29 protein-coding genes are annotated in these 26090 nt (G+C 39.4%); 11 read left to right on the top strand and 18 right to left on the bottom strand.

The genetic code is table 11. The features are described 5' to 3' along the window. Positions 1-149: 149 nt before the first annotated feature. The 3 genes from ACZ42C_RS01130 to ACZ42C_RS01120 all read right to left on the bottom strand — a co-directional run bounded on the left by ACZ42C_RS01130 (position 150) and on the right by ACZ42C_RS01120 (position 3000). Positions 150-800, bottom strand: coding sequence for a phosphatase PAP2 family protein (locus ACZ42C_RS01130; RefSeq protein ID WP_461180265.1), 651 nt, complete (start codon positions 798-800; stop codon positions 150-152). Positions 801-1049: 249 nt separating this feature from the next. Continuing rightward, entirely contained in the window at positions 1050-2261 is a 1212-nt protein-coding gene (locus tag ACZ42C_RS01125) for an ABC transporter permease (protein WP_461180266.1), read from the bottom strand. Beyond that, positions 2254-3000, bottom strand: coding sequence for an ABC transporter ATP-binding protein (locus tag ACZ42C_RS01120; RefSeq protein ID WP_461180267.1), 747 nt, complete (start codon positions 2998-3000; stop codon positions 2254-2256). Before ACZ42C_RS01120 ends, ACZ42C_RS01125 begins: the two co-directional genes overlap by 8 nt. A gap of 595 nt (positions 3001-3595) precedes the next feature. On the opposite strand from ACZ42C_RS01120, the gene ACZ42C_RS01115 reads away from it, so the two are divergent. The 3 genes from ACZ42C_RS01115 (at position 3596) to ACZ42C_RS01105 (ending at position 5294) form a co-directional block, all read left to right on the top strand. Next, positions 3596-4024 (top strand): HIT family protein, encoded by a 429-nt coding sequence (locus ACZ42C_RS01115; RefSeq protein ID WP_461180268.1) that lies wholly within the window; start codon positions 3596-3598, stop codon positions 4022-4024. Between the two features lie 260 nt (positions 4025-4284). Next, positions 4285-4806 carry a tryptophan transporter gene (locus tag ACZ42C_RS01110; protein WP_461180269.1) on the top strand — a complete coding sequence of 174 codons (522 nt, stop codon included), beginning with the start codon at positions 4285-4287 and terminating at the stop codon, positions 4804-4806. A gap of 128 nt (positions 4807-4934) precedes the next feature. After that, positions 4935-5294 (top strand): YtxH domain-containing protein, encoded by a 360-nt coding sequence (locus tag ACZ42C_RS01105; RefSeq protein WP_461180270.1) that lies wholly within the window; start codon positions 4935-4937, stop codon positions 5292-5294. A gap of 180 nt (positions 5295-5474) precedes the next feature. On the opposite strand, the gene ACZ42C_RS01100 is transcribed toward ACZ42C_RS01105, so the two are convergent. The 3 genes from ACZ42C_RS01100 to ACZ42C_RS01090 all read right to left on the bottom strand — a co-directional run bounded on the left by ACZ42C_RS01100 (position 5475) and on the right by ACZ42C_RS01090 (position 8498). Continuing rightward, positions 5475-6374, bottom strand: a complete 900-nt coding sequence (locus ACZ42C_RS01100) for a glycine betaine ABC transporter substrate-binding protein (protein ID WP_461180271.1) — start codon at positions 6372-6374, stop codon at positions 5475-5477. A gap of 74 nt (positions 6375-6448) precedes the next feature. After that, the gene (locus tag ACZ42C_RS01095) at positions 6449-7306 is read right to left on the bottom strand and encodes an ABC transporter permease (RefSeq protein WP_461180272.1); all 858 of its coding nucleotides are present in this window, start codon (positions 7304-7306) and stop codon (positions 6449-6451) included. Beyond that, a complete protein-coding gene (locus ACZ42C_RS01090) occupies positions 7299-8498 on the bottom strand; it encodes a quaternary amine ABC transporter ATP-binding protein (RefSeq protein WP_461180273.1) in 1200 nt (399 codons plus the stop codon). Before ACZ42C_RS01090 ends, ACZ42C_RS01095 begins: the two co-directional genes overlap by 8 nt. 335 nt (positions 8499-8833) lie before the next feature. Here ACZ42C_RS01090 and ACZ42C_RS01085 point away from each other — a divergent pair, with 335 nt between their 5' ends. Continuing rightward, positions 8834-9325: a GbsR/MarR family transcriptional regulator gene (locus ACZ42C_RS01085; protein ID WP_461180274.1), complete on the top strand. Its 492-nt coding sequence runs from the start codon at positions 8834-8836 to the stop codon at positions 9323-9325. A 54-nt stretch (positions 9326-9379) separates the two neighbouring features. Here ACZ42C_RS01085 and ACZ42C_RS01080 read toward each other — a convergent pair whose 3' ends face one another. Then, positions 9380-9736, bottom strand: a complete 357-nt coding sequence (locus ACZ42C_RS01080) for a DUF1878 family protein (protein WP_461180275.1) — start codon at positions 9734-9736, stop codon at positions 9380-9382. A 229-nt stretch (positions 9737-9965) separates the two neighbouring features. Between ACZ42C_RS01080 and ACZ42C_RS01075 the strand changes: the two genes are divergently transcribed. Then, entirely contained in the window at positions 9966-10151 is a 186-nt protein-coding gene (locus ACZ42C_RS01075; RefSeq protein ID WP_461180276.1) for a hypothetical protein, read from the top strand. 100 nt (positions 10152-10251) lie between these two features. Continuing rightward, entirely contained in the window at positions 10252-11133 is an 882-nt protein-coding gene (locus ACZ42C_RS01070) for a peptidylprolyl isomerase (protein WP_461180277.1), read from the top strand. 64 nt (positions 11134-11197) lie between these two features. On the opposite strand, the gene ACZ42C_RS01065 is transcribed toward ACZ42C_RS01070, so the two are convergent. From ACZ42C_RS01065 to ACZ42C_RS01020, 10 genes are all read right to left on the bottom strand, one after another. Continuing rightward, entirely contained in the window at positions 11198-11389 is a 192-nt protein-coding gene (locus ACZ42C_RS01065) for a sporulation YhaL family protein (protein WP_461180278.1), read from the bottom strand. A gap of 69 nt (positions 11390-11458) precedes the next feature. Further along, the gene (yhaM, locus tag ACZ42C_RS01060) at positions 11459-12406 is read right to left on the bottom strand and encodes a 3'-5' exoribonuclease YhaM (protein ID WP_461180279.1); all 948 of its coding nucleotides are present in this window, start codon (positions 12404-12406) and stop codon (positions 11459-11461) included. A gap of 79 nt (positions 12407-12485) precedes the next feature. Next, on the bottom strand, positions 12486-12989 hold the full coding sequence (locus ACZ42C_RS01055; protein ID WP_461180297.1) for a GbsR/MarR family transcriptional regulator: 504 nt from the start codon (positions 12987-12989) through the stop codon (positions 12486-12488). Between the two features lie 105 nt (positions 12990-13094). Then, positions 13095-16103, bottom strand: a complete 3009-nt coding sequence (locus ACZ42C_RS01050) for an ATP-binding protein (RefSeq protein ID WP_461180280.1) — start codon at positions 16101-16103, stop codon at positions 13095-13097. 10 nt (positions 16104-16113) lie between these two features. Next, entirely contained in the window at positions 16114-17334 is a 1221-nt protein-coding gene (locus ACZ42C_RS01045) for a metallophosphoesterase family protein (RefSeq protein ID WP_461180281.1), read from the bottom strand. An 831-nt stretch (positions 17335-18165) separates the two neighbouring features. Then, a complete protein-coding gene (locus ACZ42C_RS01040) occupies positions 18166-18522 on the bottom strand; it encodes a DUF1801 domain-containing protein (protein WP_461180282.1) in 357 nt (118 codons plus the stop codon). Between the two features lie 19 nt (positions 18523-18541). Next, the gene (locus tag ACZ42C_RS01035; RefSeq protein WP_461180283.1) at positions 18542-19795 is read right to left on the bottom strand and encodes an ABC transporter permease; all 1254 of its coding nucleotides are present in this window, start codon (positions 19793-19795) and stop codon (positions 18542-18544) included. Further along, positions 19788-20687, bottom strand: a complete 900-nt coding sequence (locus ACZ42C_RS01030) for an ABC transporter ATP-binding protein (RefSeq protein WP_461180284.1) — start codon at positions 20685-20687, stop codon at positions 19788-19790. Before ACZ42C_RS01030 ends, ACZ42C_RS01035 begins: the two co-directional genes overlap by 8 nt. A gap of 326 nt (positions 20688-21013) precedes the next feature. Beyond that, positions 21014-21316, bottom strand: a complete 303-nt coding sequence (locus ACZ42C_RS01025) for a hypothetical protein (protein WP_461180285.1) — start codon at positions 21314-21316, stop codon at positions 21014-21016. A 6-nt stretch (positions 21317-21322) separates the two neighbouring features. After that, the gene (locus tag ACZ42C_RS01020) at positions 21323-21541 is read right to left on the bottom strand and encodes a helix-turn-helix transcriptional regulator (protein ID WP_461180298.1); all 219 of its coding nucleotides are present in this window, start codon (positions 21539-21541) and stop codon (positions 21323-21325) included. A gap of 237 nt (positions 21542-21778) precedes the next feature. Between ACZ42C_RS01020 and ACZ42C_RS01015 the strand changes: the two genes are divergently transcribed. From ACZ42C_RS01015 to ACZ42C_RS01000, 4 genes are all read left to right on the top strand, one after another. Next, positions 21779-21967: a YhzD family protein gene (locus ACZ42C_RS01015; protein WP_461180286.1), complete on the top strand. Its 189-nt coding sequence runs from the start codon at positions 21779-21781 to the stop codon at positions 21965-21967. A 164-nt stretch (positions 21968-22131) separates the two neighbouring features. Further along, a complete protein-coding gene (locus ACZ42C_RS01010; RefSeq protein ID WP_461180287.1) occupies positions 22132-22677 on the top strand; it encodes a hypothetical protein in 546 nt (181 codons plus the stop codon). Positions 22678-22827: 150 nt separating this feature from the next. Then, positions 22828-23640 (top strand): hypothetical protein, encoded by an 813-nt coding sequence (locus ACZ42C_RS01005; RefSeq protein ID WP_461180288.1) that lies wholly within the window; start codon positions 22828-22830, stop codon positions 23638-23640. 192 nt (positions 23641-23832) lie between these two features. Beyond that, on the top strand, positions 23833-24213 hold the full coding sequence (locus ACZ42C_RS01000; RefSeq protein ID WP_461180289.1) for a hypothetical protein: 381 nt from the start codon (positions 23833-23835) through the stop codon (positions 24211-24213). Positions 24214-24413: 200 nt separating this feature from the next. On the opposite strand, the gene ACZ42C_RS00995 is transcribed toward ACZ42C_RS01000, so the two are convergent. After that, the gene (locus ACZ42C_RS00995; RefSeq protein ID WP_461180290.1) at positions 24414-24782 is read right to left on the bottom strand and encodes a hypothetical protein; all 369 of its coding nucleotides are present in this window, start codon (positions 24780-24782) and stop codon (positions 24414-24416) included. Between the two features lie 295 nt (positions 24783-25077). Here ACZ42C_RS00995 and ACZ42C_RS00990 point away from each other — a divergent pair, with 295 nt between their 5' ends. Further along, complete coding sequence (locus ACZ42C_RS00990) at positions 25078-26052, top strand: hypothetical protein (RefSeq protein ID WP_461180291.1); 975 nt, start codon at positions 25078-25080, stop codon at positions 26050-26052. Positions 26053-26090 lie beyond the last annotated feature (38 nt).

The raw sequence follows: 26090 nt of genomic DNA, 5'->3' as shown, positions 1-26090 counted from the left end.
AATCAAAAACATGAATTGATTTAATACAGGAGCTTTACATTCTTTTCGATTTTCTGAAGTATGTCCATGTTTTGGTTCCCCTTAGATCCTCTGCTTTTATTTTACTTTACAGCCATTCCAGGAGAAACCGGCTGAAGGTTGCACTTAACTCAGTCTCTGGACGGAGATTGCCGTTTATGAAGATCCTCATATAAATAAATAAAGCCAATAAGCAATAGAAAACCTATGATGAAACCTGCAACGATATCTGTAAGAAAGTGAACGTTAATGACATAGCGGCTTATACCAATCAAAAAAATCAGTAGAGCAAAAAAGCTCTGGACTACCAATTTAATCTTTGGCGAATTTATTTTTTTCGCAATAAAAAAAGCCAATAAACCGTAACACACCATCGGTATCATGGAATGACCCGACGGAAAACTGTACCCCTCCGCATTGGCAGCCGCATAGATGCTCGGCCTTTCTCTCTCCACAGCATGTTTAATCAGTAAATTAAATAGGTGGGTAAGCAACGTCCCGCCGGAAAAAATAAGTGCCGGCAACCAATTTTTAAATTGGATCCATAAAATGATAGCAACAGTAACAACAAATGGTACGAGAAACCACCTGGAACCCATTTCAGTAATATATCGAAAAAATATATACATGTACGTATCACTAAACCAATCCACCTGGTCCCTTGTCCATAAGTCAACGTAAGGCATATCCCCCTGTAAAATACGAACAACCCATAAACCGATCGTGATTATAACAAAAATTAATAGAAATAATAAAATCCAATAACTCCGATTTATTTTCAATTTCCTGCCTCCTCAACAACACCTGAACGCTTCTTCGTGGAAATATTAAAAAAGAAGAGCATAACCACGGGGATTGAGCTCCAAAGAGGCAACATATAGACGAAGAGAGTTAATATCTATTGGCTCACCTGTAATGGCTCCCCGTACAAGTAAACCCTTCTAGGCTGGTCATCCTGAAGGGTTTACTTGTCTGGAATTCATTACTGTATCCAAAGTTATATTTCTTCTTCCTTTTCTCCCCGTTTAACTTTAAACAAGCTTTTTTTTCACATATCCATGGATAAATACATAATTAAAAAGAATCCCTGAAACGAGCATAATCGCAGTATAGATATACAATTCCATCACTAAAAACATCAGTGAAAAGACGAATGTTTGAATCAATGTTAATTGAAACAGTAATTGTATCAACGATTTTTTACGAATATAAGGTTCCACCGGGTAAAGATCCAACCACATAATCGTCCGATGATGTTTATACAAACTCATCATCTGAAAACTGCTTAAATACAAAAACAAAACACCAAGCAACACTTTCAAGGTTTCATTTGGAATAAAGTAAATTGCAATTAGCCCGATTAGTAATAAGCGGAAATACATCCCGAGATAATCCCCGCTCCGAATAAAGGTAATTCGATATAAGTAGTCATATGTATGCTTTTTTATTAAGGGCAATTTACTGAAAAGCGACACCAGCCACGCCCGCTTTTTAATAGGAGACTTCAAATGCGGTACATCGGCAAACATATTGGCAAGCCGGTAAAACGCCTGCATTCGCTGGTTGTCTTTTTCCACAAGCAGCATCCAGTTAATCCCTGCCTGCTTTCCGGCTAACGAAAAATCATAGAGAAATACAATGGCAAATAAAACGGTTGCTATTCCTGCCAAAAGCATAGCTCCGTTGACCATAAAATAAAAAACAGCCACATTCAGCACGACGCGAATAACCATTTCAAACTGCCGCAGTCTTGGGTTTCTTACTTTTTGCATCCACCAGTTTGCTATTAAATTTCCTATTTTAAAAATAAGTAAAACAGCAATCGTCCATAAATATACATTGCCGGCCCGCTCGGGAAAAGAAGCAAAGTACAATGGCCCCAGCGCGGCAGCTATCAGGAAGATCACATACAGTTGAATAAGAAAACTATATACAAGTGAATTGCGGAAGTAGGCATTCATTTTGCTTTCGGCAGCGATTAAAAAAACCAGATCCGGCTCTTTTAACAACGTACGCACAGGACTATAGCCGGCGATCAATCCAAAAACAACACCAATAATGATGGAGGTTGGAAAATTATCCGGCAGCTCGGCCAAAGCCTGTTGGTAATAATACGCTGCTACGGCAATGAAAAAAAACGTGGCAAACGCAATATGCCCATTAAAAATATACCGTAAATACCGGCTTGTCTCTTTTAAATGAGCAGAAATTCTTTTTTTATAAAAAGCATGGGAATCAAACATGGCTATCTTCTTCCTTTGTCAGCTCCACGTATAAATCATCGAGGGCAGCATTGGGCATATGAAAGCTTTCCCGTAACTCTTCTAGCGTCCCCATTGCCCGGATTTCTCCTTCATGCAAAATAACAAATCGGTCACAATAGCGTTCAGCTGTTGCAAGAATATGCGTGGACATTAATACACCGGATCCGTTATTTTTCATTTCGCCCATCATCTGCAAGTAGGATTGAATACCCAATGGATCCAAGCCGACAAACGGCTCATCAACAATATACAAAGGAGGCTCAATTAAAAACGCACACATGATCATTACTTTTTGCCTCATCCCTTTGGAAAAATGAACGGGAAACCAGTGCATCCTCTTTTCCATACGGAATTCCTTTGCCAATACACCTACCCTTTTTTCGTATGTTTCTTCCGGAATACCATAAGCCATCGCTGTCAAACGAAGATGTTCAGATAACGTTAACTCATCATATAAGATAGGCATTTCCGGTATATAACCGATTTGTGAACGGTACACTTCCGGGTTTTCCTGAAAGGTTTGTCCATTTACAGCAACTGTGCCTTTTTTGGCCTGCATTAATCCGATGACATGCTTAATCGTCGTACTCTTCCCGGCACCATTCAAACCAATTAACCCGACAATTTCTTTTGGCTTTACATCAAAGGAAATTCCGTGCAAAACATTTTTATGTGTATAACCACCATGCAGGTTATCTATACGTAATAATGGTTCCACCATAGTCCACCTCTTTCTCTGTCATTAATTTTACCATTACTAAAAGAAAAATCCCAACTAAACCGTCAGACGGAAAACGACAATTTTTTTAGTTTTTTATGTATATATTTGCAGAAAAGGATCCATACTATTTAATGAAAAGTGGAGATCACCAAACGTGCCAAACACAAAATGAGGTGTTAGCGATCGGCAACTAATGAAGTTTCGTGTGATTTCACACAAATGAGGTGTTAGTGATCGATACTCTAATATAGGTTTTGTAAGTAACATGGAAGGTGTTTTAAGAAAACAATCTAATGCAATAAAACCCTTTTGCCGGAAGAAGACTCACCGAAATGAGTTACCGACAAAAAGGTTTTTGTAATCATTAGGTTAAGTGGCGTCAAAGCTGTTTAATCGATTGCATTACGAAGTCCCCACATTAGATTAATTTCCAAATCTCCACTTTTCCCTGCAGGCTGGTCCAACTGGGCCAGCCCTGTTTGTTTTTTTATCTTACCTCCCACAACTGATGACATAAAAACACAGAATACTTTACTTTCTCTGCAATTCCTTTATACAATGAAGATAAACTGATAGGGAGTAGTGATAAAAAATGGCACATGAAGATTGCATTTTCTGCAAGATCATTAATGGGGACTTGCCATCTGCAAAAGTGTATGAGGACGATCACGTGTACGCTTTTCTGGATCTCAGCCAGGTTACCAAAGGACATACATTGGTCATACCCAAAACACATACGAAAAATATTTACGAAACTCCACCGGAAGTGGCAAAAGAACTATTTGCCCGAATACCGATTATTGCAAATGCTGTAAAAGAAACGTACAAACCGATCGGCATGAATTTACTTAACAATAATGAAGCGCCGGCAGACCAATCTGTTTTTCACCTCCATATTCATATCATCCCACGCTATGGTGATGGGGACGGGTATTCATCCAATTGGATCACCCATAATGATGATTACACACCGGAAAAATTACAGGAAATGGCGAAAGAAATTAGTGCACAGGTCAAATAAAATACTGATAGCATATTGCGGCACAGGACAAGCAACTTATTATCGCTATCAAAGCAATGCTTTCAAATTGAAGAAATAGCTAATTTTCTTGCTTTTCTTATAAAAATATAAACGAAAGCTTTTTATTAGCTGCAGGATCTGTTATAATAATGATAAGTTTTCGCAACTGACAATGAGTGTACAGTTGGAAAACAGATCTTCCGCTCTTTTTAAGAAGAACGGAAAAAAAGACGAGTATAGCGAGAAGAGGAGAGGTAAAATTGAATACGAGAATTTTGGTCATTTTGTCACTGCTGGTAGGTATCGGTGCCGTGCTGCACGCTGTAGTTCCGCCTATTTTATTTGGGGTAAAGCCGGATATGATTCTGGCAATGATGTTTTTGGGAATTATTTTATTTCCAAAGATGAAGTATGTAATTGTTTTGGCCCTGGCTACAGGAGTTATTTCCGCGCTGACAACTTCTGCACCAGGCGGTCAAATCGCCAACTTCATTGATAAACCAATTACAGCGCTGGTTTTCTTTGCTTTGTTCCTGTTAATCAGAAATAAGGTAAAAGACCAGATCAGTGCACCGGTATTAACTGCTGTCGGTACAATGGTCAGCGGTTCCATATTCCTTAGTGTTGCATTATTCATTGTAGGATTAATGGAAGGCGGATTCTTTGCATTATTTATTGGTGTTGTTTTACCTGCTGCGGTAGTGAACACGCTGATTATGGCCGTTGTTTATCCAATAGTGCAAGGGATAATGAAAAGATCTCGACCAATAGAAATTGCGTAATTAAAGGAATGGCACCCTCTGGCACTTGTTTGTCAGAGGCTTTCTTTTTTTAAAGTGATATTTTACGTTTGATGACACCTCGAAAAGAGGAAAAAGAAATAGAAAGATGCGAAAGGAGTTAAAACGATATGGCAAATGGAAAATCATTGCTCCTCGGCTTTTTGGTTGGTGGAACAGTGACAGTTGCAGCTACTTTATTAACCACTCCGGCTTCCGGCAGAGATATGAGAAACCGGGTAAAGGACCAGGGTGCAGAGTGGAAATCACTTGTCGGTAACCTGAAAGAAGATGGCGAACGCCTTAAAGAGCAGCTGTTTAAAACGTCACAGGAAGGCAGTATATTAATTAAGGATTTAACCCAGGAGATGAAAAAAACTGTTATGGATTGGAAAGAAACAGTGGAACCTCATCAGGAAAACATTCATAATTACCTGGCGCAAATTGAAAGCAGTTTAAAAGATCTTGAAGAAAAAGTAAAAAGTCAATAATATGCTGTTTACAACATCAGGGTATTAACATACATCAAGCCTGCAGTATTTCTTATTCTTAAGACTTAAAAAGTTTTACATCCGCGAATCGACTTTCCTGCTAAAGCCATATACTTTCTTAACGTAAAAAAAGAAGGCAGCCGCCTGGTTTCCACCAATGCGGCTGCCTCTTTTTATTACTTATTGAACCCATTCATCTACAACATCTTGATTTTCTTCCACCCAAGCTGCTGCTGCATCTTCAGGGGATGCTCCCTCGGAAATTTCCAGCATTACTTCTTCCATTGCTTCACTTTCCCAATAGAAGTTCTCAAGGATGGAATATGCTTCAGGCATATCTTCTGCCAATCCTTCACGAGCCATTGTTTCAATGGTTTCCGCTTCTCCAAAGGTTCCTTCAGGATCCTCGAGATACTTTAAGTCATAGGCAGCGAATTTCCAGTGTGGGGACCAGCCTGTTACAATAATTTCTTCCTCATTATTGATAGCTGTACCAAGCTCTGTCGCCATTGCACCGCTGGAGGATGTTTGCACTTCCCATCCGTCCAAATTATAATCTTCCAGTGATTGTTCCGATGCCGCTACTACGCCTGCACCAGGCTCAATACCTGTAATAATCTGGCCTGCTTCATCCTGCAGGTCCGCAATGGAATCAACATCCATGTACTCAGGGACTACAAGACCAATTTTTGCACCCTCCAGGTTTACACCCACTTCGTCTACTTGATCCCCGTATTCTTCATACTGTGCCGCGTGTGTTGCCGGAAGCCATGCTGCTACCATAGCATCTGCTTCACCAGTAGCTACAGCTTCCCACATAACCGCATTATCCAGTGGTGTAACAGTAACATCAAAACCTTCGTCTTCCAGAACTTTACCGATTACGTGTGTAGATGCAATCTCTGTATCCCACTCCACATAAACCAGTTCAATCTCACCGCCATCACCATTGGCTGCACCATTTTCATCTGCAGTATCGCCATTATCACCGGTGTCTTCCTCATCTGCACCGCAAGCAGCTGCAAATAATGTTAATGAAAGTCCCGCCACAAGGCCAAGACGTTTCCATTTTTTAAACATAAATATGAACTCCCCTTTTCTTATATTTTATTTATATGGAAACTTTTCTTTTGCAAGAAAAGGTACCAACAATATTAAGCATCTCTTTCTTTATTCATATTTTGCGTAATACGGTCCATAATTATTGCCAGAATAACAATACCTACACCGGCAACAAATCCAGGTCCAACCTGTGCACGCTGAAGTGCTGACAGAACCTCTCTTCCAAGACCAGGTGCACCGATCATGGAGGCGATCACCACCATGGATAATGCAAGCATTACCGTTTGGTTAATGCCCGCCATAATAGTTGCTCTGGCCATCGGTAACTGTACCTTAAACAATTTCTGGGCACCTGTACTTCCAAATGCTTCGGAAGCCTCGACCAATTCTTTTGAAACCTGACGGATTCCCAGGTTTGTAAAACGCACCGTTGGCGGCGTTGCAAAAATCAAGGATGCAAATACTCCCGGCACCATTCCGATGCCGAAAAACGCAACCGCCGGGATTAGATATACGAATGCCGGCATCGTCTGCATGAAATCGAGTATAGGCGTAATAATTGCCTCTGCCGTCCGGCTTTTCGACATTAAGATGCCGATTGGAACACCTATTATAACAGATAAGAGACTTGCAAGCAGCACCAGCGTAAAAGTGCTGATTAAATGTTCCCATAGACCTTGGTTATAAATTAACCATAGACCTACAATCGAAAAAGCAGCGAGTCCAAATTTTTTCCCTGAAATAAAGAAAGCAATAACGGCAACGATCAAAATGATAATAATGGCCGGTATTCCCAGCAGCAAATCTGAAGTAAAGTCCATAAAATTACCGAAATGTTCTTTTATCGGGTCAAATAATATGGAAAATGTATTTGTCACCCAATCCGTAAAACTGCTGGTCCATTCGGAAAGCGGTATTCTTGGTATAGATCCCATTATATTATCAAGCATTTTCCATATTCACCTCGCCATCACTGGATAGTGCAGCCAACACAGCACCCCGTACAATAATTCCTTTAAGTTTTCCATCTTCCACCACTGCCACTGGCATTGGTGCATCGTGAATAAGATCAAAAATTTCATTGAGTGAGGTGTCTTTATCCACTTTTGGTATGTTATTCGTTAAAATTTCTTTCAAATCATTTATATTTTTCTTTCTTGCGTCAGAGGCATCATCAGCGGTAACATAACCCTTTAAGTTCCGCTTGTTGTCAATCACATACATGCCTGACAGACCTTCCTCCCTCATGCGCTCCAACGCTACACGGGGACCATGTTTTTCAATATTGACTGTTTCCGGCCGCTTCATAATGTGTTGAGCAGTTAATACTTTGGAACGGTCGATGTCTTCCACGAATTTTTCCACATAATCATTTTCAGGATGGACGAGAATTTCTTCCGGTGAACCGATTTGAACGATGGAACCGTCCTTCATCAAAGCTATCCTGTCACCTATCCGCAAAGCCTCGTCCAAGTCATGCGTAATAAATATTATTGTCTTTTTCATTTTTTCCTGCAAATCCATCAGTTCATCCTGCATATCTTTGCGGATTAATGGATCCAATGCCGAAAAAGCTTCGTCCATTAACAGTACTTCCGGATCATTTGCCAATGCACGTGCAAGGCCTACACGTTGTTGCATACCACCTGAAAGCTGACTTGGTTTTTGATTCAAGTAGCCACCGAGGCCAACCAGTTCCAAAGCTTCTGTCGCTTTCTTTCTACGTTCTTCTTTTGGAACGTTTTGGATTTCCAAGCCGAATTCAGCATTTTCCAGAATAGTTCGGTGTGGGAACAGAGCAAACTTTTGAAAAACCATTCCCAGCTTCTCTCTTCGGACATTTCGAAGGTCTTTCTTATCCATTGCAGCCAGGTTTTCACCTTCAATTTCGATGCTGCCTTCCGTGGGCTCAATCAACCTGTTAATTAACCGTACCAATGTTGATTTCCCGCTTCCCGAGAGTCCCATAATAACAAATACTTCTCCGGCTTCCACAGAAAATGTTGCACGATTTACACCTACCGTGCAGCCTGTTTCTTTCAATATTTCTTCTTTGGATAAGCCTTTATCCAGAAGCTCGACTGCCTGTTTTACGTTTTTCCCGAAGACCTTTGAAAGGTTCTTCGCTTCAATAATCGGCAAAACTTCTCACCCTTTCGAATATTACTTTACTCCTAGGTTTTTAGACTCAGTCAAAAAGCATATAAACGTAATTGTAGTTGCTTGGATGTACATAAATCTATATTTAAATCCGTACCGTTTGACCTACTCCAATACTATAAACTTTTTATCCGTACAATTCAAATGTTGAAATCTATTATTTTAGTATAAATTTTACGTACAGTTTATTCTGTATGAAAATTATACGCTATATGCTTTTATTAACGTTTAATTTCTCCAATTTACTCCCCGATTATCCATTTTTAATGAATTGCAATTTAGTGTAACCTTAAATTAACAACAGTGAGGGTGATAAAATGAACCAACCTCGGACAGAACAAATTACGGATAAAATCATGCAGGAGTTCGCCAAAACACTTGAAATGTTCGACTTGTCTCCATCAGAAGCTCGATTGTTTGCTTACCTGTACATTTCGGAAAAAGCACTTACACTGGACGAAATGGCAGTAGCATTGGGGAAAAGCAAGACGTCAATGAGCACCAACATACGAAGTCTGTATGAAATAAATCTGGTAACGAGAGTATGGAAAAAAGGTGTCAGAAAGGATCACTATCAGGCGAATCCCCAGCTTTTCAAGGCTTTTATGAATACTTATATCAGCAAATGGGTGGATGCAGCTACCCATCAAATGCAATCGCTGAAAGAGATTAATCATTTTTTGGATGAATATAAATCAGATGGTACTTCTGCGGAGCTCGTTAATATAGAAGACCGCCTGGAAGACATTATTGATTTTCATCAGCGGATTGAGGTTTTATTTAAGGAATTGAAAGTGGAAGAGAGTTAGGCAGGAACAAATTATATGCAGTATTAAAAGGCCAACAGGAAAGTGATGGTATGTTCACGATCTGTGTTGGCCTTTTCTTTTATCCATTTCGATAATATTACTGAATTCACGCATCAAAGCAGGATAATGTCCTTCCTGCTGCAGCGCAAGTATCGTTTGATCCGGATCAAGCTTTTCATTCAGCATACCTGCATATTCCACAAGCAACGGGGTGAAATCCAAAAAACCTTCCTCCTTTTGCTGTTCATATCGCTCGTTCAATTTATTTAACTGGAGAAATAATTCCTCGGATTCTTCTTTGGTCAGGTTATTTTCGATGATTAATTTCACAACGGGATAGTTGTCCAAATTCAATATTTTCGATAATAATTGGACATGAAAGGATGCCGTCTCATCTTTTGCTTCGCTCAACTTAACCTACCCCTTTCCGTATAGTTACACCTTTTATAATTATACGTGATTCATGTGAACAAAAAAAGTTAAAATCACCTTTTGTACGGGAATTTGTTTAAAAGCTCCATTCGGGCATCAAAAAATTCTTTTTGGTACTGTTCATATTGGTCATCATTTGATAAAGTTAATAGAAGGATGTAATTATAAAGCCGATTTATATTTCCATCCTGTTTTAGGGGGGGTTACCATGAGCTATACATTTATTATTTATGCATTTATCGTACTATTTATTTTTAACTCATTAACACATTCATTTTGTACAAAGACCGAAATGGAAGCTGCCAAGCAGAATAAAATATTCCGCGTAACAAATATTATGATTGTCATCTTATTGGTGAATGCATATGTAAGGATATTAAATGTCACGGTGTAATAGGAACAGGAACTGACAAAGGACTGTTATCTTCATAGCAGAATATGTTATATTTAATCATAGTTAAAAACTCAAGCAAAAATTATAGGAGCGTGCACGAATGAAGAAAATGGCAATACCTGCCGTTCTGGCAGCGGGAATTCTTACACTATCAGCTTGTACTGATTCAGATTCCGAAGTTGTTGTGGAAAGTGATGCAGGTAATATAACGAAAGAAGAGTTTTATGAAGAGCTAAAAAATCGAAATGGTGAAGCTGTTCTCAATGAAATGGTGACTATTCAAGTACTTGAAGAGAATTATGAAATAGATGAGAACGAAGTGGAAGAAGAGCTTGAATCCATGCAGGAACAATTGGGAGAACAATTTGAAATGTGGATGCAGCAGCAGGGAATTCAGGATGAAGATGAATTGCGTGAAGTACTTCGATTGAGTTTACTGCAGGAACAGGCCATTTCCGAAGATATTGAAATTACAGATGAAGATATCCAGGAAAGATACGAGCGTATGAATACTGAGATTGATGCCCAGCATATTTTGGTGAATGATGAAGAAACAGCAAATGAAGTCTTGGACAGGCTTGATGATGGCGATGACTTTGAAGAACTTGCCAGTGAATACTCAACAGATGAATCAAATGCCGAAGATGGCGGAAACCTGGGGTATTTCTCCACAGGTATGATGGTTCCGGAATTTGAAGATGCTGCCTTTACTATGGAAGAAGGGGAAATCAGTGATCCTGTCGCAACCCAATACGGTTTTCATATCATTAAAGTAAATGATATCCGCGAATCAGAGGAAAATATCGGCGAGCTGGAGGATATGGAGGAAGAAATCCGCCGCCAACTGCTTAATGAAAGAATGGATCCTATGGCAGCACAGGAGAAGATAAATAATTTAATTGAAGAATCCAATGTAGAAGTAAATATCAGTGATTTTGAAAATATGTTTGAACAGGAAGAAATGGAAGAAGCGCAAGGGTAAGATACTAATAAATAAAGCTGATACAGGACTGTATCAGCTTTATTTATTATCATCGGTTATTTTCCTACTGGGATGATACTTGCTGTTTTCTCTTTTCCTTTTCCGCCTCTATCCGTTCCATATAAATCCGCCCTTCTTTTTCAATGAAGTGCTCTTCCAGTTTCTGCTCAGCCCTCATTGCCCGAAACGCCATAAATCCGCTTAAAAAAATGAATAGAATCATCATAAAAACCCACCATGGGATACCGAGAATCATTTTTCTGCCTCCCTTGTCCATCATTCCTATCATAAGTATATGAACAAGACGGTGAAAAAATGACCATCCTTAACTCTCTTCAAATAATGGCTTGTAAAATGACCGATTATCCATCGCGAACAATCTTTCTGTAAATTCTCCCGGTTTCACCTTATCCAATGCCCGGTTTAACATATTCATTTTTGCGTCAATCAAATCAATAAGATGGAGTAATTCAGCCTCTTTCACGAGCGGAGGTATCGGGCTTCCCCACTCTGCCTTCCCGTGATGGCTCAATACAAGATGCTGTAGGATGCGTACCTCTTCACCCTCAATTTGAAGTTCTCTCGCCATAACCCCAATCTCTTCCACCATCATTGGAATATGTCCCAATAATTTTCCTTCCACCGTATAGGAAGTGGTGACCACACCGGACAGTTCCTTTATTTTCCCGAGATCATGAAGGATGATGCCCGCATACAATAGATCTTTATTAAGTTCCGGATATAGCTTATGCAACTCTTTCGCCATGGCCAGCATGCTGACAATGTGATGAGCAAGACCGGAAGCGTATTCGTGATGATTTTTTGCTGCTGCCGGATAAGTTAATAATGCCTCCTGGTACTTTTTAATGAATGCCCGGACAATTCGCTGCAGGGCAGGATTATTCATTTCAAAAATGGCTTCGGTCAGCTTTTCCGTTAAAAACTGTTTTTCCACAGGTGCCTTTTCCACAAAATCGGTAACATAGACCTGATCCGTCGGCTGAGCCAGTCTTACAGATAATATCTTCAGTTGCGGCTTACCACGGAACTGATTGATTTCCCCGGTTAATTTTATAATCTGTTCCGGTATAAACAATGCTTCATCCTCTTTGGTTGCGTCCCAGAGTTTAGCCTCTATTTCACCTGACGCATCCCGCAAAATCAATGTCAAAAAAGGTTTCCCATTGCTTGTAACACCTTTGGAAACCTCCTTAATCAGCATAAAATCATCAAAAGTATCTCCTACACTTAAATAACCTATCCCTTTTTTCATCGTCTCCCCCCTTGACAACAAAACTTTGTCAGTCTATGTAGTAAGATGGAGTTGCAAGAGCAAATTCCCCCATCTCCCTTTACTGTTTATTTTTAGGAATATAATCAAAAATTTCTCCGGATTCCACGACATTTATAAATTTCATCAGCCATTTATAATAATTTTTTGCATTATGGAGTTTCTCTATATCACTGACTATTTTTTCTTTTAACGTTTCATCGGTTGTTTTCGAGAGAATCTCTTCCAGTTCCTCCATCGTTTCCTCCACTTCTTCAATATTGGATTCCGTATGGTTTTTCCAACGATTTCCAAATAATGAAGTGAACGATTTATACCAGTCTTCCTCAGACCGATAGAGATCTTTCCTTACTCCCTTTTTATATGCCGGTTCCACCATTTTCATATCCGCCAGTGCTCTGACACCGGTGGACATACTCGTTTTGCTCATAACAAGTGCATCCCGCATATCATCCAGTGTCATCGGCTCGTCTGCGAAATATAATACACCGTATAACCTGCCTACTGAAGAGGTGATTCCATATAGATTCATATTTTTGGCAATCACCTGTATAAATTTTTCCATGGTTTCGTCATAGTTTTCCCAGTCCTGAGTCACATCGTTTTCCGGCAATGGGATCCCTCCAAGTGCAATAATTAATATGGAATAAGTTTATCATTATTTTTTCTTTTATGCGAACGGAATTCCCTGAACATTGACCGTTTTTGCCCTATTTTTTGAAAGCTCTTCCATTTTGCTCTTACTCTCCAACTCAATTACTTGCGATGATGTAACCAAATTGGCTACTTCTTTCCTGCAGGTAAAAATGATCATCTGCTGTTTATTATCAGATATGCCGGAAAGCAATTCCATCATCCGCTTCGTACGGATGTTATCAAAATGAATAAAGGCATCGTCAATGATAAAAGGGATACGGTATTCCCTGCTCATAATATTGCTGATAGCCAGTCGTAATGAAACATAAAGCTGATCCACCGTACCTCTGGATAGTTCATTGACATGATACCTTATGCCGTTTCTGGACACTGCATAAAAGGATTTCTCTTTGTCCGGGGCAAACACTTTCGTATAACCACCATCAGTCAGTGCTGCAAAATATTCCGTTGTTTTTTTCATCACCTGATCGAGGTATTTGTCCCGGTAATTTCGCTTCGTTTCCAATAGCATCTCTTTAGCCGTTTTGAATACTGCCCATTTCTTCATAAGATGCTTCAGTTCTTCCTGTCCCATCTCCATTTCATGCATGAGAGAAGAATAACTTTCCGATGCTTCCATTTGATCCAGTTTTGCATATACCCCTGCCAATTCATCCCGTTTCACATCCAATGTCAATTCAAGTTCTTCCATGGTTTCTTTCGTATTCTGTTGTCTGTTGATTAAAGTACTCTCAACCGGCTGATCAAGGAGCAGACTTTCCAGATCTGTTTCCGGTAGAAAACGGGACAGTTGCGCTTTTGCTTTCAGTTTCCCCTCTTCATATGCCGCTTTCTCTTCTATCTGCTTTGCTTTTTCATAGAATTCATCCTCTGAGGAGACTTCTGCATAAGAAAATAAATCGTCCATTTCTTTTTCGTACACTTGCCGTTTTTGTTTTAGTCTGCCCTGGTTTTGTATGTTTTCATCCAATAGCTCATTGTAATATTCCATCTGCTTTTTACTGTTATTTGCACTTTCCCATATTTTTTCCAGGCTTTCCAGTGCGGCTTCCACTGGCAATGTTTCCTCTGGAAAGAAAGCTTTCACCTCATTCTCAAGGTAGGCATTTTCTTCTATTATTTCGTCCATGTTTTCGAGTATCCGTCTTTTATCCCGGATTAACTGTAAGATTTGCTTCAACCGGTGATATACTTCCGGCCAGTAGCGTACATCCAGCTTTTGAAGAAACGGATATTGTCTCCATTGCTCAGCCAATTGTTTATGCAGCTGCTTGTTCTTTTCTTCCATGAAGCTTCTCTTCTCTTCCCATTTCAGCCGCTCAAGATACAATTTCTTCCCCTGATCTTCCAACGCTCTCCATTGCAGCTCCAAGTCCTCATGGCAGGCTAACAGCTGCTCCGCTTCCTCTTTCTCATCCAAGGTTATATCCGGTCGTTGCAGCTCACGCACGTTTTTTTCAAGTAATACAGTCATTTCCTTCAAAGACTTTCTTTCACCGTACCACATGATGATCCCAATCAGGATGGAAGCCATCATGAAAAAATACAGCATGGACAAATCGAGAAAGATTCCTGACCCGCCAAGTACAAGCCCCAGTAATAGGCTGCCGGCTAAAAGTCTATTGGCATGTTTCATCTTATTCTGTTTATTTTTCTCCAGCTCTTTTTGTTGATTGTTCGCATTTTCCTGCCATTTGATGAACTGACTTTGTTCCTGAAAACTTTTTATTCTATCTTCCAGTTCCTTTTTATGATGTTCCGGCAACATTTCAGCTTTCAGTTTTTCTTTTTTCTGTGTAACAAAATGCTCCTGCCTGTCCAATTCTTCTTTTTCCTGATCCGTCTTTTCCTGTTCCAGACTGTTTGTTTCCGTATTGTTTTTTAGATCCTGCCACTGGCGTTCCACATGAAAAGGCAGGTGCAAGGCAGCAAGCTCCTCTTCTGCGATAGGGATATCCAGCTGTTCCAGTTCATTGTCTATCTGTGCATTTATTTTCTTAAGACTTTCTTCATGCTGCTGAAACGCTCTATTCCGAAGCTCATGGTTATCTTTCATTTTCAGCAGACGGGTAACCCGATCCCAGGGGAATTTAGCCAATTCCTCCTGCAGAGAAGCAACTTTTTGTTTATACTTTTGCTCGTTATCCTGTAAAACATTTTGTTCGCTTTTTAACGGTAGCCATTGGTCCTTGATTTTCTCCAGTCTGGAAATACCCTGCTCCGGGAATGGAATCGTATCCGGGTATGCTGCCAGATGTTTCTCTGCAGTCAAATAATCCTGTATATATGGGAGTGCCTGCTGCTGTTGTTCGATCCATTTTACTGTTTTTCTTTTTTGGTGAAGGCTTTCCTGATACGCTGAAATCTCCCCGTTCAATTCGCTTTGCCTATCCTTCAGCTCTTTGTAGGTTTCCTCCGTACGCTTTGCCTCTTGAAGTTGTGTATGTAAGTGATCCAGTGAGGTTAACTGCTTATTGATCAAAGGTTTTGTCCCTCTTTGCTTGTACAAGTCCCCGATTTGCTGTTCCAGCTTTTTTTCAACAGCATAGATCTTTGTGGAGCCGGTCATGCCAATCCCGAGAAGTATTTCGGCCAGATCATCCTCTTTCATATTGTTCATTACCTGCAAATCCATGGAGGAAAAGGAAAATATAGACTGATAGGTTTTCTTTGTCATCCCTTTTAAGCGTTCATCCAGCCATGCTTCATCAAATGCTTTTCCATCCTCTGTATAACAGGTGGCCGCTCCATTGTTTACTTCATCCAGTCGTTCAATGGTGAACACACCTGTATCCAGGTCTTCCACCGTTAACCTGCCGCCCATTTTCCCGCTCGTTTTCGGCCGGTAAAAATTCCGCTGTTTCGGTGGCAATCCAAATAACATGAAAAGGACAAACTGCTGCAGCGTCGATTTTCCCGATTCATTTTCTCCATAAATACAAGTAAATCCATCTTCATGAAAATCAATGCTGTAATCTATCCACTTTCCAAACCCATAAATAGTTGCGCTTAGGATTTTCAACTTTCTCACCTCATTCCTTCAACAGTTCATACATTAATAATTGTTCGGCTTTATTTTTAATTTCCTGTTCATCTTCAGCAGACAGCTGATCTGCATATTTGCGCGCCTGCCGCTGTTGATATAATTCTTTTAAGTACGGGTGAATGGCAGTCTCAGAAAATTGCCGATGCAGTTCGCCAAAAAAATGATCATCCTTCCAACTATTGTCGTACATGTTTATTGACCGGTTGCGAACACGAAAAATGTAACGCCAATTTTGTTCATGTACGGTTATCTCATTGATCAGTTCCACTGCTTCATCCACCAGACCGGCATTCTCCCAATCCCGAAGCTGCGTATGATCGCTGAACAGTCTTAAATCAATCAAGGCAGGTTCTGCCAGTTGCAACTTTTCCATTTCCTCACGAAGCTTCTGTTCCAGCTGATGAATTTCTTTTACCTTACTCACATCTATCTCAACGGAAAGGAATTGAATGGTTTGTAAAGGTATGAAATCCATGGATACATCATTTTCAGTCACAATAACATGATAACAGCCTTTCTCCCCTGTTTCTTTCCGGTTTCTTCCTTGAATATTTCCGGAATAGACAACAGGTGGGTCCCACTGTAGGATCTGCCGCTGATGAATGTGGCCGAGCGCCCAATAATGAAAACCTTTCTCCGCTAATTCACGTGTTTGGAAAGGTGCATATGTATCATGCTCCGTATTTGATTCCACACTCCCATGCAGCATTGCTATATGAAAGGGAACATCCCGGTCTGCCACCTCGTATTCAACTGCCTTATTCCTGGTTACCGCCCGATTTTCATAGCTGAACCCGTATATAGCAGCAAGCTTTTCATTATTTTTCTTAAATGTGAAATGGCTGACATCTTCTCCGGGAAAAATAAAAACATTGTCCGGATACGTTACAGGATGAGCATTTCCTTTTATGTAATCATGATTGCCGTAGGATAGATAAACAGGAATATGATGCTGCTTCAGCTTTTCAAATCCGTTCCTTAACCTGACTTGGGCTTTTAAGCTCTGTTTTTCATTATCAAATAAATCTCCGGCAAGCAGCACAAAGTCCACCTGTCTATCAATTGCTGCATCCACTAAATTCCCGAACGCTTTAAACGTACTTTCCCGGATATCTTCAAAGATAACATCCGGCGTATGTGCCAGCCCGCCGAATGGACTGTCCAAATGCAAGTCGGCAGCGTGAATGAAAGACACCTGTTTCGCCACGGATCCGCCTCCTTTCAGAGTTTTACTTAAACTCATTTTAGCAAACCCGGGAACAGAATGCACGTTCTATAAACTCAAAGGTGTGCCTATGGTGTGCCATTGTGGAAAACTTGCAAAATGACGTACCGTTGGGCGTTTCTATAGTATGCCATTGTGAGGAATAACACATAATGACAGTCCATTGAGCGTTGCTATGATGTCTCATTGTGGAAAAAACACAAAATGACGCACCATTGAGCGTTGCTATGGTGTCTCATTGTAGAAAAAACACAAAATGACGTACCATTGAGTGCAGCTATGGTGTCTCATTGTGACAAAAACACAAAATGACGTACCATTGAGATCCCCTATAGTAGGTCATTATGACAAAAACTCAAGATGACCTACCATTCACCGCTCCTATAGTAGGCCATTGTGAGGAAAACTCAAAATGACGTACCATTGAGACCCGCTATAGTAGGCCATTGTGAGGAAAACTCAAAATGACGTACCATTGAGACCCCCTATAGTAGGCCATTATGACAAAAACACAAAATGACGTACCATTGAGACCCCCTATAGTAGGCCATTATGACAAAAACACAAAATGACGTACTATTGAGACCCCCTATAGTAGGCCATTATGACAAAAACACAAAATGACGTACTATTGAGTCCCCCTATGGCACCCCTTTGTATGAAAATGCGCTGTAATTGCTAGACAGTCCTTCGCTAATAATATGGTTCAGTACAATAATGCAAGGTAAAAAAGAAATCGATATAAAAATACCTGACTCCTGCAAAAATAATAATGACCCGGTTTCACCATAAACCGGGCCATTATATATTGCATCAACCGTCATATTTAATTGCTTCTCTAATCAAATCCCTAAATTTCTCCGGCTGGATATCTTCCATCTTTCTGATCCGGATATGCCGCATTTTTTTGCCTTCCCCTTCCAGAAGGTTATTTTCATCCTGAAGACTGGCACCTGAATAAAACCCAAGATTCACATGTTTTTTGGCTGTTTGCAGGTAACATATATCTGTGTTGCTCCTGGAGAAACAAGGCATTTTCCATTTTATTTCCTCTTTCAGTTCACCATCTGTTTCATGGATCAGCTTCCGCAGGCTTTCCGTCATTTCTTTTATATCTTCGGGTAATGCATCGATATATTCATCGACCTTCGCACTTCTACTGTTATCCATCTACACACCTCCAAACACACTATTTATCTTTTTTCGATAAAGCCATCGCTTTTTTAAAGTCTTTCAGTGAGGAGGATTTTCCATACATCAGCACCCCGCCTTTATATACTCGTGCCCCGATCAGGCCCAAAACAACAATCGTTCCTATTAATATACCGATAGATAGAGCCACTTCCCATGCCGGTATATCCAGCATACCTACCCGCAAAAACATGACCATTGGCGTAAAGAATGGAATGTAGGAAGTAACTGTTACAAAGGTGGCATCCGGTATACTGATTCCAAACATCGCAATGAAAAAGGCAATTAGAATCAGAAAAATCATTGGCATAAGCAGCTGCTGCACATCCTCCACTCTGCTGACCAAAGATCCCAGCATAGCGGCCATGGTGGCATACAGGAGATATCCCAGCAGGAAAAATACAATCGCATAAACATAAATGGATATGGATGTATCCTGGATGCCAAACACTTCAAAGAATCCTCCTGTCAGTTCATCCTGCTTGGAGGAAATCAACACATAACCGACACCGACAAACAGGACGACCTGCGTTAAACCCAGTAGTGCAACTCCTAATATTTTGGCAAACATATGTGTAACCGGTGGAGCACTGGAGACAAGGATTTCCATTACCCTTGAAGATTTTTCCGTGGCCACATCGGTTGCAATCATTTGTCCATATACAATTACGGCCATATAGAGAAGAAACAGCATGATATAGACGATGCCTCTAGCCTGGCTCAGCTCCTCTTCTGTTCTGGAACCTTCATCCAATGCCACTGTTTGAAACGATGCTGGTGCATAGATGTCAGCAAGCGCCTGTTCATCCATTCCCGATTGCTGGGTTGCAATGGCAACTTTTAATTGTTGGAACTGCTGCTCGAGCATCAGTTGATTACCATTGCCGGAAACGCTGTTCGCATAATAGGTGGCGCCCGGTATCCCTTCTTCATCTGCCTCCAATGTCATGAGTGCATCAAATTCACCTTCCTGCACCATTTCTTTTGCTTCCTCTTCCGTTCCGTCATAGGCAATTATTTCCACGGATTCACCAGCATTTTCTACCTGCTGGCTAAATGACTCGAGGAATTCGCCGGATTCATCAATCACTGCAACTTGATCATCACTCTCGTCGCCAAAAACATCTATAATGGATTGAATGTTTGCTAAACTAATAATAAATAATAATGTGATTGCAGTACTGATTATAAAAGATTTTGATTTCACCCGGGTCATGTATGTATGAGACAAGATGATCCAGAACTTATTCATAGGAAGCACCCACTTTCTCAATGAAAATATCATTTAATGAAGGTTCTTCCAAATCAAATTTACGGACGAACCCTTTTCCTTGTAATGCGACAAGTATGTCCTGGGAAACCTCTTCATTTTCAATTTGCAGTTCGCACCCCTCGGTTGTTTTTTTATAGGATACGACACCACGGAAATCACGAAGAAATTCCAGTGGAAATGCTGCATGCACCACAAGGTTTTTCTTTCCGAATGATTCTTTAACCTCACGCAATGATCCCTGAACAACCGGACTGCCTTTATGTAATATACAGAGATGCTTGCACATTTCTTCCACATGATCCATCTGATGGGAAGAAAATACAATGGAAGTTCCCTGCTCCTTTAAATCCACCACTGCCGCTTTTAGCATTTCCACATTAATCGGGTCGAGTCCGGAAAATGGCTCATCCAGTATGAGCAATTCAGGTTTATGTAGCACAGCGGAAATAAACTGGATTTTTTGCTGGTTCCCCTTAGACAATTCTTCCACTTTTTTATTTAAATACTCCGGCACTTTAAACCGTTCCAGCCAGCTGTCCAGTTCTGTCAGAACATCATTTTTCTTCATTCCTCTCAGCCTGCCAAGATATATCAGCTGTTCTTTCACCGTTAATTTCGGATATAAGCCCCTTTCCTCGGGTAAATAGCCGATCACATGGCTTTTATCATAATTGATCGTGCTGCCGTTCCATGTTATGGTACCTTCCGTCGCATCCAGTAAACCCAATATCATACGAAAGGTCGTGGTCTTCCCTGCCCCATTTCCGCCTAAAAACCCGAACATTTCCTTTTCCGGGATTTCCAGTGAAAGACGGTTCACGGCAGTGTCTTTCCCAAATCGCTTTGTTACATTGTCCAATAGTAATGTCATTTTCAATCCCCTTTCCCCTTCTTTGTTTACGTATGCCCCGATAAATAGTTTCATCTTTTAAAAATACTTTATAGAAAGCAATTAAGATTAATTTTTGCGGGCTTATAAATTGGTTGACTGCTTTATGTATAATTTACCTCATATCCTCTATATTGATAAAGAATAAACCCCGGTAATTAGTATGTGCTGCAAAAGTTGCTCTTTAACTTCGCCCTTTTATTTTATCAGTTGAACTGTCTTGCTTTTTGTTCTGCCAATCTCGTAATGCTCATTTCCTATTAGCAAACAAGACAGTCCGCTGTGGGTTAGAAAGCTTTTTGGAACAATTAATTTCGCCGTTTCTGTATCAATATCGCCATTCCATGCACAATGAATATGGTGACTACAATCACCCACATGATCGTTCGATAAGTTTCATAATCCAGCTGTGATATGAAATCTGAATACAGCTCTGTCAGAAGCCAGGCAATCGGAAAAATCGGAAATGCCATCATATATGCCTGGTTAAGGATTTGCTGACCGCGCTCATCCTTTCCCTCCTCACCGAATTGAAATCGAAAAATGATAAAAAGGGAAAAGAAAAATACTGTCACAAATATGATATAAGCAATAACTTTTATCATTTCCATATCGTCTCACTCCTCTGTAATATACTGAAAAACTTCAGTGATATCCTTCTCAAATAAATTTGCAACTTCAAAAGCCAGTTTCAATGATGGATTGTAGCGATTATTTTCCATAGAAATTATGGTTTGCCTGCTGACTCCCAATTTTTCAGCGACTACTTTTTGTGACCATTTCTTTTCAGCCCGCAGCACTGCAATGCGATTACGAAGTGTTCCTGTTTCTTTCAAAGGCAAATATAAAACCTCCCTCTTTATAAGAGTAATATTTTTTTAACATAAAGTCAATCATTTTTTACATTTAGTTAAAAATACATTACCATACAAGTTAAAACTATGTTTAATTCCGGCTGCGGCTCCATTTCACTTTTCATTTTCGGAAAAAATAGGTACGATAGAAGCAGAATGAATTACTTTTGCATCAAGGAATCTCACACAGTATTTACAGGACTTCGGGGAGGAAAAAACATGCAAAGAACGTATGCATTAACAGTATTTGATCAATCAGGGGAAAAATTGCTGGATGAATCTTTTACAGCAAAAAATGATGAAGAAGCGAAAGAAATCGGCCAGGCCAGGTTGGAGGAAGAAGGGCACACTGAACGAACCCACCGCTGCGTATCACCGGAAGCCAAATTGATTCTTTTTCACAGATAGGATCATGGACAGGATTTGTTTTGAGTCACAGAGAAACAGAAAGCGTTCTCTGTGACTTTTAGTGATGTGCGGAGAAGGAATACAGTACATTTGTTGCTCTTACCCACAAATTTCCTCATTAAACAGTAATTATCGATTTCATCAGTAAAAGAGAGGTATTTACCATGTTTCAAAAACTTTTTTCACGAGTCCATATGATTATAACGAGATTTTCCATATATTCCCTGCTGAAATCGCAGGGGTCCAACTTAAAAAAAAGCAATTCCAATGTAAACATCACCATGATCCTGAAACAATATGAAGATAACCTCGTTCAATATCATAATCTGAATGATGATTTATCAAGAGGCAAAATAACTGCCCAATCAAAGAATGGCCAGCGGCTGGTATCTGCATTTGATGCCAACCACGGCAATAAGGACGAAGAAGATTTTTATTTCCGGGTAGCCGAAGACTGGGTAAGCGGCTTCGGAAAAAAGCTGCAGCAACTATCTTTCCTGTTCATTTTGCTATTTTTGATTTGGTATGCTGCAGGCCTATTCCTGGAGCAGTATATAGGTGGCTTTTTAGGATCACTTTTTATATTCGGATTAATTTTAATTCCTCTTTTCGGCTTTCTTTTTGCCAGCATGGGAAAAGGGTGGAAAAAGTACATTTTTATCGCATTACACATCCTCTTCTTATTTGCCGGTGTCATGACCGTTGTATAACGTGATCAACATGGAATGTCTGTAAATAGGTGCCAATAGATACATAGAATTAAGTTTGACCTGACTTGTAATGTTTAGATCCCATTAATAATACATTCCAAATAATATGATGTAAAAGTAGAAATTTGTGTGCAGACGGGGGGATATATATTGATCGCAGAAATGTACAAACGGCGTGAAAAGCTGGGGTATTTTTTCTTGGGATACACTATATTGATCATGCTTTGGTGGATCATATTTCAGACGCCCAATACATCAGGGGAGTGGCTGGAAATGTTGGTTTTTCTTGTACCGCTTGGATTCATTTTCTCCATTATCATCATGAGCCGTTCCCATTACAAATCAGTAAAAGACATAGCGATTCCGCATTCACAGCAGGAAATACTGGACCTGAATCATGTAGTGATAAAAAAAGATGCAGCCTTCACACCAAGGTTACTCCTTTTTGAAAACAATGGACATTATATCGGGATGATCAAACCAGTGATGATGCCATGGTGGATGTATCCGTTTCAATTTTTTTACGATGCCTTGCTTCAATTTCTTCCGTTAACATATGGTTTTATATCACATAAGGGAGAAACCCTGTTTACTTTCCGGAAAAAAGGATGGCTGAAACAGACGAAGCTGACAATATTTAACAGGGATAAAAAGAAAATTGGTATCTACGTACAGGAAGAACTGAAATCTCTATTTCAGATTAAAGGCACATTATTTAACGAACAAAAGAAGCAGATTCTATCCATTAAAGCATCTGGTTTTTCCGGGAGTTTCAGCTGGAATGATGAAGAAGGAAATCAGTGGGCGTACTTTTATAATGGAAAATTTCCCCATGAGTACACAAATTTATTCAGAGATATACAAAATGATATTGTCGCGTTGTCGGATACGCTTTCTAAAGAGGATAAGATCCGGCTTTTGGCGATTATTGGGTATTTGTTTATAATACGAATGAAACAGTGAAGCTGCTTTTTCAGTTATGAAACTTCCCGTAGTTTTCCTCATGTAAAACATGCAGTTTTTAAAACCATATTTGTCAATACATGTTCCCATTATGGTATTTTTAAATTAACTTCAAAAATACATGCGTTAAGTTCTTTATTTAATTCATTGGACATAGTATATACCAATTACTTAACGAAATGGGTCTAAAATATGAGAAAAACTATCATTGGATTAATTATAATGACTTCATTGATGTTCTTTATATTTGTATTTGTAAAAGAAAATAGTGCAAACACCACCAATAATGATAAAGAAAAAATGGCAAGTGATGAAGAATATCATCAAATCGTAGAATCCCAAATTTTAACGGAGATTGGAAACACCCTTTATGAAGAAAAAGGTTATTCATTTGGCATAGAATATGATGTTCTTTATGATAAGCGTGTTGATGTAACAATTAAGATAGCAAATAAAAAAGTAACCGAAAATATTGATAAAGAAATACAGGAAATAGCAAAACAGATCATAGAAAAAAACGAATTTGATCCACAATTATTTAGTATTACTGTAAAAAACTATGAAAATTATTAAATAAAGATATCATACCCTGCCATACTTCTGAGCACCTCATATATAATTTTACCTACACATGTATCAAATCATTATAAATATATATGAGCTTTTTAACTTACTGTGATATGGTTTATCTCATATATGGGTAACAAGTATAGGCAGTACAAAAAGATGATATAGATGGTTCTGCTCAATTGAAATATCAAAATAACTATAAACTATAAACGAAAAAGCACTGCATCATTATCCGAGCATGGAGAATATTGATAAACATATGCACGATAATAACCATCACTAAAAGTCATTGACCGATAAAGCACTCCACTACTAGGTATATTAAAATAATCTACAAAACTGTAATTACCGTCATCCCATGAGTGTACAGAAAACTGAACTCTATTACCTGGAGTACCAGTTATTTCAAAAGTTACTCTATTCGTATCCTTATTTTGATAAAGAAGACTTATATCTATGTTTCTACATGCTTCTGCAGGGTTTAAAGAGTCTGCATTAACTGATTTGGTTGGTAATGAAATAGATATAATTATCATCAAAACAGCCAACATACTTAAAATACATTTTTTCATAATGATTCCCCTTTTTATAATTTAAATTCTATACCATCTTAAAATATTAAATTCTACATTATTGTAGAAAAAACCTATTTTCTTAAAAATTTGAAATATAAAAATGTTATACAGCACTTGAACAAATCACAAAATAAAAATAGCTCAATATGTATTGAAGGACAACACAAAATAGGAAGTGAGAGGTTTAAAGGAAATCCCTTCTTACCCGGAAGGAATTTAGATGTTGCATGTCGAATAGAATGTTAAGTGCAATTTTTGCACAATGTATATTTCTTCAAGTAAGGTGTTGACAATGAAAAAAGAATCTTTCGGAAAACTTAAAACATATTTGTTGATCATCCTTTCTTTGGTCCTCATCATCACCGGCGTGCAACTATATCAGGCAAACCAGGAAAGTCAGCGTCAATTTGAATCATTTTTGAACCAGTTTTATTTTAAATTAGAATCAACAATAAGCTCTTTGGATTCAGTACTAGAACAGCAGTTGGAAGGAAATGATTTGGAACGGGCTCTGCTTCAGCTCGATCGGGATCTGGAACAAGCAGCTCTCATACTGAATGCGGGCAATCTTTTTGTTGATCGGGCAATCGGCAGTCATATATTTTCAAACCACCCAATTAATCATTTTGCTGATCATAATACGCTGACCGACGAGGAATTGCATTATCTGGAAAATCTGAAAAAGGATCTGGAGACCATACATACTGGTCTGTACTCGTATGAAACCGGGCAGGAGAACCCGAATCTGAGCGTCCATCGATTTAATGACATCATAAAAGGATCAGCCCATGAATCGGGCTTTTTAACAGAGCATAAGTCTGTAGCGGTTCCCTTCCAAGTAATTGATCCGGGAGAAGCACCGGAACGTATTCAGAAATGGTTGGAGAGAAATGAAACAGAGGAACAGCATAAAGTCTTCCTTGCTAAAGGCAAAACATATGTCGTCATTGTGGCCGGACAAGGACAAGACCAATTAAACCAAGTGGAAATAACTGATATGGCGCTGAAACGTGGCGGGGTGGATGTTACCCATCAAACTGTGCAAAGTAATGATTCCAGTCATAAAGACATAGTAGCAATTGCCGAGTTGGAGGAGATGGAACGATCTTTTCAATTTACTACGTCTGTGGAGCCCAAGTCTGTGAAGACCGACGATGTATTTGAAAGTACAAATAATGCCAATGCAGAGTATTCCAGTGCCCAAGCAAGTTTTCATTTGGTTCGACCTGAAAAGTTGTCAGAAGATGGCGTGATTGTGGACGAATGAATGATGAAAAGGGAACTAAAATACATTATGGATTTTGA

This window comes from Virgibacillus kimchii, from assembly GCF_055379185.1.
The sequence above is the reverse complement of the archived record's forward strand: the minus strand, read 5'-3'. Positions and strand labels throughout refer to the sequence as shown.